12 protein-coding genes are annotated in these 15380 nt (G+C 40.2%); 1 reads left to right on the top strand and 11 read right to left on the bottom strand.

Translation table 11 applies throughout. The features are described from left to right. Positions 1–88: 88 nt before the first annotated feature. The 8 genes from iolD to I6758_RS12395 form a co-directional block, all read right to left on the bottom strand. Positions 89–2035 (bottom strand): 3D-(3,5/4)-trihydroxycyclohexane-1,2-dione acylhydrolase (decyclizing), encoded by a 1947-nt coding sequence (iolD, locus tag I6758_RS12430; RefSeq protein WP_196605578.1) that lies wholly within the window; start codon positions 2033–2035, stop codon positions 89–91. 36 nt (positions 2036–2071) lie between these two features. Beyond that, positions 2072–2869: a 5-deoxy-glucuronate isomerase gene (locus tag I6758_RS12425; protein WP_196605577.1), complete on the bottom strand. Its 798-nt coding sequence runs from the start codon at positions 2867–2869 to the stop codon at positions 2072–2074. After that, entirely contained in the window at positions 2866–3900 is a 1035-nt protein-coding gene (gene iolC, locus I6758_RS12420; RefSeq protein WP_196605576.1) for a 5-dehydro-2-deoxygluconokinase, read from the bottom strand. The genes I6758_RS12425 and iolC overlap by 4 nt, the downstream gene beginning before the upstream one ends. Positions 3901–3916: 16 nt before the next feature. Beyond that, entirely contained in the window at positions 3917–4762 is an 846-nt protein-coding gene (locus I6758_RS12415; protein ID WP_196605575.1) for a class II fructose-bisphosphate aldolase, read from the bottom strand. 35 nt (positions 4763–4797) lie between these two features. Beyond that, positions 4798–5949 (bottom strand): iron-containing alcohol dehydrogenase, encoded by a 1152-nt coding sequence (locus I6758_RS12410; protein ID WP_196605574.1) that lies wholly within the window; start codon positions 5947–5949, stop codon positions 4798–4800. Between the two features lie 346 nt (positions 5950–6295). Then, positions 6296–7714 carry a GntP family permease gene (locus tag I6758_RS12405; protein ID WP_196605573.1) on the bottom strand — a complete coding sequence of 473 codons (1419 nt, stop codon included), beginning with the start codon at positions 7712–7714 and terminating at the stop codon, positions 6296–6298. A 312-nt stretch (positions 7715–8026) separates the two neighbouring features. Continuing rightward, a complete protein-coding gene (locus I6758_RS12400; RefSeq protein ID WP_196605572.1) occupies positions 8027–8797 on the bottom strand; it encodes a DeoR/GlpR family DNA-binding transcription regulator in 771 nt (256 codons plus the stop codon). 101 nt (positions 8798–8898) lie between these two features. Further along, a complete protein-coding gene (locus I6758_RS12395; RefSeq protein WP_330998055.1) occupies positions 8899–10017 on the bottom strand; it encodes an MFS transporter in 1119 nt (372 codons plus the stop codon). 487 nt (positions 10018–10504) lie between these two features. Between I6758_RS12395 and I6758_RS12390 the strand changes: the two genes are divergently transcribed. After that, complete coding sequence (locus I6758_RS12390) at positions 10505–11095, top strand: nitroreductase family protein (protein WP_196605571.1); 591 nt, start codon at positions 10505–10507, stop codon at positions 11093–11095. 305 nt (positions 11096–11400) lie between these two features. Here I6758_RS12390 and I6758_RS12385 read toward each other — a convergent pair whose 3' ends face one another. The 3 genes from I6758_RS12385 to I6758_RS12375 form a co-directional block, all read right to left on the bottom strand. Continuing rightward, positions 11401–12411 (bottom strand): Gfo/Idh/MocA family oxidoreductase, encoded by a 1011-nt coding sequence (locus I6758_RS12385; RefSeq protein ID WP_196605570.1) that lies wholly within the window; start codon positions 12409–12411, stop codon positions 11401–11403. 323 nt (positions 12412–12734) lie between these two features. Then, positions 12735–13562 carry an AraC family transcriptional regulator gene (locus I6758_RS12380; protein WP_196605569.1) on the bottom strand — a complete coding sequence of 276 codons (828 nt, stop codon included), beginning with the start codon at positions 13560–13562 and terminating at the stop codon, positions 12735–12737. 99 nt (positions 13563–13661) lie between these two features. Continuing rightward, a complete protein-coding gene (locus tag I6758_RS12375) occupies positions 13662–15371 on the bottom strand; it encodes a methyl-accepting chemotaxis protein (RefSeq protein ID WP_196605568.1) in 1710 nt (569 codons plus the stop codon). Between the last annotated feature and the right edge of the window lie 9 nt (positions 15372–15380).

Genomic DNA, 15380 nt, shown 5'->3' with positions numbered 1-15380 from the left:
CTTATCTGAAAATAACAATTATTAATACTGAAGTCTGTTCTGGTCATATGGTCGGATATACTTAAGTATAAGCATATCCGACTCATGTTTAATATTTTCTTGCTTCATCTATTTTCAAGGAAATTTCTTTATATACCTTGCGAATGCGCTGACTTTTAGACGTCTGTGCCACACCCACACGCCACCAAGAGCCGTATTTGTGGACCATGGTTTTTGGAAGTACTTTTATATCTATAAGTGTTGAAACAGTCTGCTTCGCGGCATCCTCCAGAGCTTCTTTCAATTCATCGGCAGTCGTGACTTTATATGTTTTACAGCCGTAGGAAGCTGCGTTCATGGCAAAGTCTATCGGCACCAGTCCGCCGGTGAGCTTATTTGTCTTTTCGTCACGAAATCTGAATTCAGTGCCAAAACTGTCCATGCCATGCTCCATTTCAAGATTATTAATACAGCCAAATGCCATGTTGTCAAATAAAATGATATTTATCTTTTTATGCTCCTGTATGGAGGTTGGCAGCTCAGAATGAAGCATCATGTAAGAACCGTCCCCGACGAAGCTGTATACTTCTTTATCCGGCTCCGCCAGCTTTACGCCGAGCGCCGCATTTACTTCGTATCCCATGCAGGAGAAACCATACTCAACATGATAACTGTTTTGTTCCTTCACCCGCCATGCCCTCTGCAGATCACCTGGCAGCGAACCTGAAGAACCGACCACGACATAATCATTTTTCATGAAATCATTCAATACACCTAAAGCGTAAGATTGAGTGAGATAAGAACCGGTGATATTATGAACCTCTTCAAATACCTTTTCACGGTCAAGATGGTCATCAATTTCAGGAACAAATCCTTTGCCTGTATATTCAACACCGTAAACACGATCTATTTCTGTGTTATATTCTTCCTTTGCCGCAGCTATTTCACTTGTATAAGTGCTTTTATAACCTCCGGTTTTTTCCAAAGTTTCACTTATTGCCTCCAGTGCAGCTTTGGCATCTGCCACTACCTGTATGCCGTCCAGCTTATAAGCATGGAATTCAGATACATTTATATTAAGAAATTTTACATCGGGATTCTGGAAAAGCCATTTTGATGATGTTGTGAAGTCCGTATAGCGTGTTCCTACACCGATTACCAGGTCAGCTTTTTTGGCGATCACATTGGCGGCCAGACCGCCTGTTTCACCAATGCCGCCCAGATTCATCTCATCATCCCAGACTATAGCGCCGCGTCCCGCCTGAGTTTCACCGAAGGGAATATTGAACTTATGGGCAAAATTTCTAAACTCTTCCCATGCTTCGGAATATTTCACTCCGCCTCCGCAGATCAGCATAGGTTTTTTATGTGCTTTTATTGCTGCTACAGCATCTTCGATCATTGCCTTCGTCGGCGGACGGCGATCAATGCGGTGAACACGTCTGGCAAAGAAGTATTCCGGATAATCATAAGCCTCGCCCTCGACATCCTGCGGCAGAGCTATCGTGACTGCCCCCGTGTCAGCAGGATCGGCCAAAACACGCATGGCACTGATGCAGGCAGACATAAGCTGCTCCGGGCGTGCTATTCTGTCCCAGTATTTGCTTATCGGCCGGAAAGCGTCGTTCGTACTGATCGAAAGATCCGACGGCTGTTCCATCTGCTGCAGCACCGGATCAGGCTGGCGGGTGGCGTAAACATCTCCGGGCAGAAAAAGCACCGGTATGCAGTTTGCGGTCGCTGTGGCCGCCGCCGTCACCATATTTGCGGCTCCTGGACCGACAGAAGAGGTGCAGGCGTAAATCTGTTTTCTGAGTTTTTGTTTTGCATAGCCCATAGCCGCATGCGCCATTCCCTGCTCATTGCGCCCCTGATGAACCGTCAATTCTCCCGGATCTTCTTCCAAAGCCTGTCCAAGCCCAATTACATTACCGTGCCCGAAAATAGTGAAAATCCCCTTGAACATTCTGTTTTCTTTTCCGTCGAACTCAATATACTGATTGTTCAAAAATTTTACCAATGCCTGAGCCATAGTCAGACGAATTGTTTTTGCCATTGATTAGATTCATCCTCTCATTCATATTTCGCCGAATTATTTATCCGGCCAGATTTTGACATCTTCAGCCAAAAGCCATGTGTGCTCACTGTCGTCAGTACGGGTTTTTACCCATGGGTTGCCCGGCAGATGCCTTATCATCCAGCTGTACCACATAACGTAGCCTGGTGCTGCAGTCTGCGGATGCGTCTGTCCGCCGGGGACGGCGCACCAGCTGTTATGGGCAATTTTAAAAGCGTCATCGCCGATAAAACAGCCGCCGAAGCCTTGTGGTTTGTCAAATTTATAGGTATATACCTCCGGTTGCGGATGAAAATGAGGTATATAGCTGGTCCAGCGTCCAGGTTTATTAATGATCTCTCCGTTTACCATATTGGAATACGGTGCGCTTTCATAGTCGAATATGGTACGGACGGTCCTTTCAGCGCAGCCGCCCCACTGTCCCTTGCCAAAGATATCACACTGTACATCTTTGGGATAATAAAATTTGGCGGTAAAGTTTCTGTCATTTTCTGTTTTTTGAATTAACATTTCGGCATCATTCAAAGCTTTTATGGATACCTTTACTCCGGACGGAACATGCAGACAGTAAGGATTTTCATCAAACAGTGAAGTCCTTTTCATCTTTTCCGTATGTTTTTCCCAGGAAATTTCTACTTCACCGGTAAGAATCACATAGGCTGTTTCTTTTCCTTTTTCCTCAAAGAAAATTGCGTCATTTTTATTCATGACCTGATAGCCTATATCCATCATCATATTGCTGTCGCATGTGACCATGCTGTTGTAGCCATGCTGCAGAGTTCTTCCCAAACGGCCGAATTTTTCTTCACTCATAATACAACCTTCCAATCTACAGGCGTTATCACTTGTTCATCTTTACGTTCATTGATAAATTTGTCAATGGATACTATATCCTGCATAGCTTCGGAACAACTGTGGCTGGCCACGACCATTGCCGCATGTGCCGTAGCGTGGCGCAGGCATTCCGGCAGTTCCCAATGCTCCAGCAGTCCATAAATAAACGCTGAACCATAAGCATCTCCGCCGCCAAAGGATTTCAGAAGTTTCACCTTATAGGAATTTACCTTATAAGCTTTTCCGTCTGCTCCGTAAGCTACAGATCCTTTTTTTCCGTGCTTTATTATGACTATTTTATTGCCCAATTCTATATATTTATCGGCTATTTCATAGTCTGATACGCTGTTGTTTCCATATTGTAAATTTTCAGTAAGATCAAATTCTTCTCTTGACCCCATAATGACATCACTCATCTGAGCTGCCAGTGAATAATATATGCTCACTTCTGACAGGCTTTTCCAATTATACGGCCGGTAATCTATGTCGAAAATCACCTTTGTATTATGTTTTTTGGCATATCGAATAGCCATAAAGCATGCTTCGCGGGAAGGACTGGCTGCAAGTGCTGTTCCCGAAACCAATAAAATTTTGCTGTTCTTTATATATTCCTCTGATATATCTTCAGGTGAAACAGCAAAATCTGCCGCCATATTGCGATACATCAAAATCTGACTGTCGGTGGGGCTGGATATTTCAGTGAATGTCAGCCCAAGTTTTTCGCCGTTTTTGGCCCTTATGATCTGACTTGTATCAATATTTCTGTTTTTAAAAAAATTTTCAATAAAGGTGCCGAATTGATCATCAGAAACGGCACCGATAAAGCCTGACTTCTTGCCGAGTGCTGCCATGCCGACTGCTATATTGGCAGGACTTCCGCCTAAATACATGGTAAAGGTGCGAACCTGGTCGAGTGTTCTGTTCAATTCATTGGGATTGAAATCTATAGCTGCCCGTCCCATTGGGATTATATCCATTGGTTTTGATTTATCAAATTCTAACAGAGCCATTTTTTATCTCCCTTTGTTAAAGTCTATTTTTTAATCCGAATATTTCCATATGTTTAACAATATTTTCCGTTACAGCTTTCACTGCCGCATCGCTGATGTCAAAGTAATTGGCATCAGGTTTGGCACTTATCGTTTCTTTTATATACCTGGCCACACTGTCATAGGAGGCTGTTGCTATATTTATTTTTTTTATGCCGTTTCGGATGCAGTTGTGAAAGTCATCTGCTGTCAGTCCTGTCCCTCCGTGCAGCACCAGGGGACAGCTTACCGCGGCTGCGATTTCCTGCAGGCGGTCTATTCTGAGCTTGGGTTCACTTTTATAATTGCCGTGCGCCGTTCCTATAGCAACTGCCATCGCGTCGATCCCGGTCTCTTTTGCAAATCGTTCAGCCTCTTCAACACTGGTGATTGCAATATCCACCTCCTTATAATCTCCCTCTGCGCCGCCGACCTTGCCTATTTCACCTTCAACATCTGCCCCGTATCCATCGGCAAGAGCCTTTACCTCTTTTGTCAGCTTTATATTTTCCTCCAGCGGATATTTCGAACCGTCGAACATCACGGACGTGAAGCCGATGTCAAGAGCCAGCTTAATAGTTTCCATCGTTCCGCCATGGTCAAGATGAACTGCAATGGGAACAGACGCATATTTTGCAGCAGCGACCATTACCGGACCCAGCAGCTCAAGCGGTGAATACCTCAGTCTGCCCTCAGCTATCTGTATCATGATAGGAGCATTCATTTTTTCTGCAGCTCTTATCGCTCCCATTGCCATCTCCATATTGGAAACATTGAAAGAGCCGATCGCATAGGAATTATCTTTTATCGAATGCAAAAGCTCACTCATCTTTACAAGCGACATTTACATTTTCCCCCTTTATTACTGTATTTTCAAGCTCAAAATAGTTTTTTGTATATTGCAATGATATCTTCCTTGGCAGGCTGGCGCATAGTATTGGCAGGGCTGCCGCTGTCAAGTGCATCTGCTGCCATTTTTTCCAGCTGTTCCATGAAATCTTCTTTATTCACATTGAGCTCAGCCAAGGTCGGTACTTCCAAAGCTTTGCAAAAACGTGATAATTCTTCAACTAGTGATTCTGCCGCTTCATGATCGGGTGTACTTTCGCCTGCCACTTCCATCAGCCGGGCTATCTGCGCAAAGCGCGCTGTATTTTCTTTAACGGCAAATTCCATACAGGCAACGAGCAGAACTGCATTGGAAACTCCATGTGCTATATGAAAAAGGGCACCGATCGGCCGACTCATACCATGAACAATAGTTACCGATGAATTATTAAATGATATTCCTGCTTCTGTGGCAGCGAGTGACATCTGCATTCTTGCTTCAACATTCTTTCCGTCGGCAAAGCAAAGCGGCAGATTTTTATGTATCCGCTTTATTGCGGATAATGCAAATATATCGGACAAAGGCTGCGCTTTCCTTGAAGTGTATGCTTCTACGGCGTGGCAAAGAGCATCAATACCTGTTGCTACCGTGACTTTAGCAGGCGCTGTCAGTGTGAAATCAGGATCTATTATGGCTAACTGAGGCAGAATGGATGGTCCGGCCAGAAGCATTTTCACATTGTTTTTAGTGTCGGTTATAATAGTGAATTGTGTAGCTTCCGAACCTGTACCGGCTGTGGTCGGTATGGCAACAAGATAAGGTACAGGCGTATCGATAGACTTATGCATATAATCACTTAATTGTCCTTTGCTCACAGACATAAAACCTATCGCCTTGGCTGTATCCATGGGACTGCCGCCGCCCAGACCAATAAGAAAATCACAATTATTTTCCCTATACAAGGAAACACCCTTTTCCACCATACTTTCGGTTGGTTCACCGTTTACTCCGTCGTAAAGTATATAGTCTATAGAACATGCGTCGAGCGCATCGGTGACTTTCTTCGCATTGCCAAACTGTACCATGAATTTATCAGTGACAAGAAGAGCTTTTTTTACTTTACCGCTCAAATATTGACCGATATCTTTCACAGCACCTTCACCTGATAATATTTTGTTTGGAACAAAAAATATTTTTGACATTTTCTTTCCCCTTCTGAGTAAGTTTTGAATTAATATGTTTTTAAATTGATTATATTATGGTTATAAAATAATACAAAATGACAAAAATATCAATAGCTTTTATCATGTTTTCATCATAAGTGTTCTTAAACAGCAAAAACCTCGGTCTGTAAGCCAAGGTTTTTTAAGATACGGTTGAAATAATTTTGTGTTATGGCTCAATATTTCAGAAAATACTTGTTCATATTCATTCCTTAAAATAAGCAGCACAGGAGAAAATTTATCCGCTGGTTTCTGAGCAAGGTTTTTCTTATATGTATAAGATTTGCATATATAATTTATGAACGCTGGATAATTTGTTTCTTATTCAATTCAAACCCGTTAAATTGTAAAAACCCCATACAATAAAAGCAATTGTTGTTTTAAGCAATGTAAGTACAAATACATCATAATAGGAATCTTTATGGGTAAGTCCGCATACAGCAATCAATGTAACCAGAGCGCCGGCATGAGGCATAGTATCCAGCCCTTCTGAAGCAATGCAGATAATTCGGTGTAAAATCTCCGGTGACATTTGAATGCTGTGCGCCCAGGTCAGCCATTCGTCTCCCAGCATACCCAAGGCTATGGTCAGGCCGCCGGATGCCGATCCAGTAATAGCGGTCATAATATTTGTGGTAATAATAGCAGAAAGTAACGGACTGCCGCTGCTATTAATATGCAGCAATGCGTCTTTAGCAGCTTGGAAACCCGGCAGCAATGCGACAACAGAACCAAAGGCATACCCTGATGCTACGTTTAAAACTGCTGAAGCAGATGCTATAGCGCCATCATTGACAGAAAAAATTAACCCTCCTTTTGTCTTTAATCGCTTGCGTCCTATGTACGCTGCAACAATACTGCTGACGATGAGAGCAACATTAATGGACCATATTGCCTGCACACGATTTACACTGGGAGCCAAAAGAGGCAGGTTTAATGCCGAAAAAGGTGCCAGGCTTTGGCTGTTCCAATAATAAGCCCATTGCCAGGAAAAAGGATTGCTGATGAGCAAATTAATGATCACTACCAAAATGAGAGGCAGCACTGCCAGATACCATCGCGGCAAATCATCATGCCTTATATCTTCTGGTTCATTTAAAGTATATGAGCCATATCCTTCGCCGGCAGACGCAAGTTTCTTATAACGATATGTAATCCACAGCCATGCTATGGCAAAATACAATATTGCAGCCAGAAGTCCCGTATGAATTCCTGCCCAGGTCGTTGTTCCGAAAAAAGCCGTTGGTATGATGTTTTGAATCTGCGGAGTTCCTGGAATGGCAATCATTGCGTAAGTCAATATACCCATCCATAGTGTTGCCGGTAATAATCGTTTAGGAATTTGTGCTTTTCGAAATAAAATGGCGGCAAAGGGATACATGACAAATGCGACAACAAATACGCTGAGTCCCCCGTAACTTAATGCTCCACAGCCTAAAAGCACAGCTAAAATGGCTCTATCCTTACCCAGTGTTTCTACAATCTTGCTTGCAACAGAAGCAGCCAGTCCGCCAACCTCCATAATTTTTGCAAATACGGCTCCCCATAAAAAAATAGGATAATAGTTCTTAATATATTCGGCTGCTTTGGTCATATAAAGCTCACTATATATCGGCATTACGGCGTAACCACTACCAATAGCTGCTATTACAGCAAATATGGGTGCGATTAAAATGATCGAATATCCTCGGTATGCAAAATACATTAAGCCAATTAGTGCAATAACAATTATAATAAGTCCCATTTTTAGTTACCTTCTTTTCTTTGTTGGATCTGTAATTTACTTAAATTTGTATAGATCCTATGCTCAAATTTCATTATTCTCCTAATTGAGCTTTTAATATTATAGTTTGAATGTGAACTAACTTGATAATATTGTGATTATAAAATAATATAAAACTGAATAAAAGTCAATAATATTATCATAATTTAACCATAAATGTTTTAATACAGCAAAAAACCTCGGTTATAAACCGAGGCTTTTTGCTGATACAATAAATATTTAAATTTTATAATATATTATATGGCAGAGTCAGATTAAGGCCGTGGTCTGATTTCAGTCACGATTTTTTGAATACCATAAGTTAACGTTGTTATCAGCAAAATACGTAATGTATTTCTGAGGCGGTTTATTGTCTATAACCACATCGTCAAAATCCCTGAGTTGTGCAAAAGTCATTAAAGAAGCCGTATCAAGTTTGGAAGAATCTATGAGCAATATTTTAGGAGCATTTTTAGACATTAAAATTTTTTTTGTTTCACATTCAAGAGATGACGTGTTGGTGACTCCATTCTCCAGTGAGACACCCGCAGATGCCAAAAATACCTTTGATATATTATAATTATCAAGGCATTTTAGAACACTGGAACCGATGAAGGCTTTGGAAGGATAATAGAAAGTCCCTCCTGTGCAAATAATATTAAACTGAGAATAATTTGCAGCCGCATTGATTATATAAAGGCTTGTGGTCAGAATAGTAAGATTTTTAATATTTGCCAGATATGGTATGAGATGCATCGTTGTTGTTCCCGAATCAATAAATATTACATCGTTATCCTTCACAAAACCAGCAGCCAGTTTTGCTACAATTTTTTTCTCTGCTGAATTTTTTACTTCACGGGATGCGAAAGGTTCCGGCTCTCCTCTATTTTGTTTTAACATGATACCGCCGTATATTTTTTTTATTACATCCTGTTTTTCCAATTCTGTAATATCGCGCCTTATTGTATTTTTGGACACTTCAAAGGCAGAGCAAAGTTTATCAATTGAGATAGTATTTGACTCCTGCAACATTTCCTTAATACGGTTTATGCGATCTATTTTCATATGCTGGCATCCCTTCCAAATTTGATTTGAGCAGAATTCATTACTATATATTAACACTATTTTTGGTATTTATTGATAACATTATAGTATAATTATATTTTTTACACAATAGTTTTCTTTGGCAGCCGGTAGTAATATACTGTAAGTACAGCTCCGGCTACAGCTATAATACCTTCTGCATAAAAAGAAAACTGTACGCCATAATTTTCGGCAATTTTTCCTGCCAGTGCAGGTAAGATTGTCATGCCTGCGGCAAATATAGCCTGAAAATATCCCATTGCGGTTGAACGCTTGCCTTGAGGTATTTCCTTTATTGCTTCAAAGGTACAGAAGGAAACTAAAATACCTGTGGACATGCCCATAAGAATTTGAAAAATAATTATCAGATCTGTTTTTAGATGAGGTACTGAAAAACAGTATACAGCCATTAAAAGCATTGTAGTCAATAGCCAGAACATAGGACTTTGCTTTTGTGCCAGTTTGGATGATGCGAAATATGAAAAGAATATTGCAGATAATATGTATACTAGTGACAACATGCCAATCTGTATTGAAGAAGCACCATTTTGCTGCGCTATCTGCATCGTGAAACTCATGCAGGTAGACATGAGTATACCCTGCTGAATGAATACCAGAAGGCCAAAGAATATCAGCCTTTTATTCCAATAGACGGTAAGAAGATTTTTAACAGAAACCGTTTTATTATGACTATCAGCCGACTTAAGAAAAAATGATAAAAACATTGCCGTTCCTCCGGCAATGACGCTGAGATAGCACAGCAGATTCATTCCATAAGCTCCATACAATATTGTTGAAAGCATAAATCCCATAAAAATTCCTATGCTGTTGGCCGTCATCATCAGTCCCATTGCTTTTTGCATATGTTCCTTCCTGAAAAATTCGGAATAAAGCAGCATAAAGGACAGCCACATAGCAGAAGCGAGTCCCGATAAAATGTTTCCCCAGAAAAATCCTGTTTCTGGCGGCATTGTCAACCTGAATACAGACGCCAGAGCAGATGCTGCCACACCTATTATGATGAATAATTTATGATTGCCGTTTTTATCTGCCATGACACCTATAGGCATTCGCAGTACCAATTGAGAAAAGCCATATGCTCCCATAATGATGCCAGTAGCAGAGAAAGCAACCTGATTCATCAAAAGATAGGGTGTCTGATATGGTACGTACACGTATTGTGCAAACCAGAACATTGTCACAATGGCGAACAGCAGTTTTTTTTGCTTTGAAGTGTCTATGATAATTCCTCCTCTTTGAATTTGATTTATATCTTATAACTTATCACCTTTATCATCAACATAAAACCATAAATTATATTATTTGTCTTAAAAAAATCAAATTCATTGTAAAAATATTACTCATAATATCCATATAAATGAGGATGTTATTAACTATATAGTTTTCTGTTTTGCTAATTAGTGTTGTGTCATTGTTCCAAAATACATTTTGCAAGATATATAAATTTTTGCTTGTAATGGGTGACATTGCGATTTCTCATCAAAGAGAAAATTAGGTATAGAAGGAATAGAATATACTTTACCAATATTGTATAATATCAATAAAGGCACTTTAAGCATGTAATACTGCTTTTCCAATTCAGTAAAAGCTTTGAAGAGTGGTCAATGCCTGAACACATTTTATAGTCTGGTATTAAAAATTTACTGCTGATGATGGGGAGGATTCAAAATGAATCAAATTTTTAACGTAATAAAAAGCAGGAGGAGCGTAAGAAGATACCTGCCTGAACAAATCAAAGAAGAAGAATTAAATGCCATAATTGAAGCAGGTACCTATGCTCCCAGCGGTCATAACTGTCAACCTTGGCATTTTACCGTTATTCAAAATAAGCTGTTGATCGAATCAATGAATGAAAAAATCAAACAGCAAATGATTTTGCCTTTACATAAATGGGCAAATAAAATGGGTGCCTCAGATCAGTATAATGTGTTCCATCACGCTCCCACCGTGGTGATAGTTTCGGGCGACAAAACTGCCACTTCACCACTGCCGTTGGCAGGTACTGACTTTCATTACACACCGCTGGTAGACTGCGCCGCGGCTATCGAAAATATTTTACTGGCCGCGGAAAGTCTGGGAATAGGCAGCTGCTGGCTGGGACTGGTCAATTTCTTTTTTGAATTGCCGGAAGTAAGAGAGCTGGGCATCCCGGACAGCTATCAGCCATATTTTGCCGTTGCGCTCGGCTATAAGGATGCCGGTACCGCTCTGCAGCCAGCTCCCAAGCGCCGAACAGGCACGGTAAGCTATATCCGCTGACTGATCGTTAAGAACAGCCGCAGGAAAAAATCCGCCTTTTTGGACATAAAAAAACAGGGGCATCATTTGGGAAAATCATTTGATGTCTCTGTCCATATAAATTTTTTATCAATGTTTTTCAAGAATAGATGAATAATACAATATTTTTCAACTTTTTATAGAACAGGATTATAAATAAAACAACGCTTATTCTACATTATGACAACAGTTGAAATGCTATAAAAATCTCTGGTACAGCCATAGTTATGGTATAAAAAACACAGACTGACAAGAGCGGCTGTCTTATTCGGCTGTTGTTTTGTAAATTACTTTTTATAAAAATCCGGTGTCGGTTCGGTCTTTATTGCGATTCTGGTTTGGGTGTCACGCGCTTTTGATGCGGCTTTGGCAGCTACCTGTCCCAGATAGCCGTCCCATGCCGACGGCCCGCTCACCACTCCTGCCCGGCAGGAATTTATCCATTCCTGAAATTCTACATTATAGGCTTCAATAAATCGCTCCGACCAGTCGCGGCAAATAGGCGTCATGCGTGAAGCTTTGCTGCGGACCATGGCATTTGCAGGCTCCGGCAGATTTAATGAACCCTCTTCGCATACAACTTCACACTTTATATCATATCCGTAGCGGCAGTTAACAAAGGATTCAACATCGATCCTTATTCCTGATTCAGTTGTAAGATACATTATCTGCGGGTCTTTCAAGGCTCCCTGCGCATATTTGGTAGTCTTCGGAAAAACCACTTCTGCGCTGATATAATTTTCACTGATCAGCCAGCGCAAAACATCGATCTCATGTATCATTGAATTTTCTACAGGCATATCTGTCGTGAATCCGGGAGCGTCAGGATTTCGATGTGCACAGTGCAGCATCAGCGGACTGCCGTATTCGCCTGACTCGATCAGGGCTTTCAGCTGACGGTACCCCGGATCGTAACGCCGCATAAAGCCAACCTGCACCAGCTGCCTGCGCGCAGCAATTTCGGCCTCTGCAATCCGCCTGCACGCCTGGGCTTCGGGTGCAAGCGGTTTCTCACAGAAGACAAATTTTCCTGCTTTTATCGCCGCTAGAACATATTCCTCGTGAAAAGCGTCCAAAGTCGTTACGATAACTGCATTGATTTTATCGTCTGCAATCATATCTTCTCCGTTTTCATAAACCTTCAGTCCGTATTTTTCAGCTACAGATCTGCAAAAATCTAAATTGGCATCCGCGCAGGCGGTGACCTTTGCTCCCTGTAACTTTCGATTGATCCTTTCGATATGGGTACGACCGATAGCGCCCGTTCCCACAATACCGATATTTAAATTTTTCTCCATGAAGCATCCTCCTAAAACATTAATTTTAAACACAAAATTAAGTAATCTTGCTTGCAACAAAATATTTAGTTAATTTAAATTATTCATTAACTTTATTTAAAGTATAGCAAATATCGGTCTTATATGTTATCAATATCCTGCTGTTATGAATGCTGCCAATCAATGGATCGAAAATTTTTTTTATAGGTTATTATAAAATATTGCAAAGTATATTTATCTGAGAGCTTTTCTATATGACAAAATAATCTGATTTTCACCAATAAATAATGCCGGAACAAAATTTTCTTGTTCCGGCATTTCGAGTGATGCTTTGAAATGAAAATTTATTTACAAAAATGCTGCCTGTACGCTTTAGGCGAAATACCCACGTGTTTTTTGAACATCATGCTGAAATGGACACTGCTGCAAAAGCCCAGCGATTCCTCAATAAAGCATATGGGTTCATCAGTTTCCACAAGCAGGCTCTGCGCTTCACCGATCCGTCTGTGAATAGCATACTGAATCGGTGACAGGCCTGTCTCTTCCTTAAACACGTGAGATAATCTTGAAGGACTAATGTAAAGATCTCTGCTGATTTTTTCAAGTGATATACTTTCTTTGTAATTTTTATCAATATAAGCTGTTATTTTTCGAACGAGATTTTCGTTTTTTTGCTCATATAATGCTGTTCTGGCTGTCATTCTTGTTAAGATCTCCTCACAGGCCATAGACAGTAGCCCCATCGACAGATGGTGCGCCGTTACCTTCGATCCGGAAAAAACATTATAGATTATCGGCATTAAAGCATTGAAACATTCCGCCTTTTCTGCGGGCAGAGAAAAAAGAGGTTTTTCTTCATAAGCCAGCAATTTTTTGTCAGATTCTGTCTCCAGTCCGGAAAAAGCACAGCAGTATGTTTGCATGGTATGTTTCTGTAACGGTGATTCTCCGTGTAATACACCTGCATTGCATATCATGAGGTCTCCGGAATGCACGGCATATTCTCTGTCTCTGACAAAATATCTTCCCTCTCCGCTGTAAATATAAAGCAGCTCAAGTGCATTCTCATGAGAGTGAATCATATGGACATGCTTTTCGCTGTAATTTTCATCTACATAAAAAGAATTTTTCAATTCAATATGATCTTCATTAAAAGGAAAGTTTTTTTTCATTGCCGTTCACCAATATATTTTAATAAATTTATTTAATTTCTTGATAATAATTTTTTGATATAAAATCGGCAGTATCATCAAGCTTTGTCAGCACTGACATTATAGTTTAAATTCTGATATTTCTTCAAGCAATATTTTCGCACCTTTGTGCGTTTGATCTACCCTGCCTAATATATCCTCACAGCTCTGGGCTGCATCCGTAACTTTTTCAGCTATGGAGGAATTACCTGTGGCGCTTTCCTGTGTGGCCTTGGCAATTTCTTCCATGGAGACAGACATAGATTCTATTTCTTTTATAAGCTGCTGAGCTGATGCATTGCTCTGTGCCGAAAAATTATTTATATATTGAGCGTCTTTTTTATATTTTTCCGCTGTGACATTCAGTGCTTTATAATCATTGTTTACAGCACCGTCTATAAATTTTAGTATATCAAAGGAACTCTGTGATAAATTTGCCACCGAATCATTGACCTGCACGGCTATGTTTTGAATTTTGTCAGCGGTGTCCTTCGACTGTCCGGCAAGTTTTCTGACTTCATCAGCGACAACCGCAAATCCCCTGCCAGACTGACCGGCCCGCGCTGCTTCTATTGCAGCATTGAGTGCCAAAAGATTTGTTTGAGAGGCTATTGACAGTATATCCTCTGTCAGCGTATTTATCTGCCCGACCACTTTGGAATCTTCAATTGCGTTTTCCAATTCCATTTTTGTTCTAGCGTATATTTCATTGGAATTTTTTATTGAAACCTCGGCAGATTCTTTTAGTGTACCTGCTCTTTCATTGATTTCCTGTGCGTATTTTTCACTCTTTTCTGCTTCTTCTGCAGTATCAGTCATCCTTGTTTTCAACCGTTCACTCATATTTTTGATTTCAGTAGTCGAGGCTGCTGTTTGCTGCATACTTGCCGACATTTGTTCGGTTACTGCCGAGATATCTTGAGTATTGTCATTTAGATTTTTTATTGATTCCTTAATTTCCAATGCCATTTGGGCATTTTTCTGAGATTCGGTCTGGAAATTCTGTAAAATATTTCTGAGCGTTGTTTTCATATTATTCAGGGACTGCATCATGTCACCGATCTCGTCTTTTCGGTAAAGTAGATCATTGGGGATATCATTGCCAAAATCTTTGTCAGCGACGTGATTCAAGTGCATCACTGCAGTATGCAGCGGTTTAGAAATATTTTTAGAAATTATAACGGACAGTATCACACTTATAAAAATTCCCAGCAGTAAAATAGCGAAAAAGATCTTGATAGAGGTCTGATAAGCTGTATTATTGGCATCAAATAGGGTTTTTCCCTGCATTACATTGTCAGGATTCAAGTATGAAAAATCATCGGTTAAGGCTCTTATTGCCGATACATTTTCAAATAATTTTACCTTATCTTCCGGTGTGTCCTTCAATTGATCAATAGTTTTTACTTTTGCGATGAAATCATTGATATCCGCGTCAGCTTTTTCCAATATTTTTTGTGCCTTATCACTTCTGTCGACTTGTTTAAGTTTGTCTATATCGTTTTTTAATATGGCAGATTTCTGCAGGATATCCTCCTGAAGAACTTTGGGATCAAGACTGTTTTTACCTTGGAGCAATATATAGGAAACATCAACTTCGATTGTGCGCATCTGATTGCCCGCATCGTTAAGATATTGCGTGGACATCAAATTATAATTATAAAGATCATCTATAGTGTTTTTTGATTGCAATATGAAAAAATATCCTGCACCGCCGATCATACATAATATCAGGATCATAATAAATGCCAGTCCCAAAATTTTATTTTTTACTTTTTGATTTTGCAGCATGTTTAAAAC

The sequence above is a fragment of the Pectinatus haikarae genome (assembly GCF_015732185.1).
Taxonomy (GTDB): Bacteria; Bacillota; Negativicutes; order Selenomonadales; family Selenomonadaceae; genus Pectinatus; species Pectinatus haikarae.
This window is presented reverse-complemented; position numbering and strand designations above follow the sequence as displayed.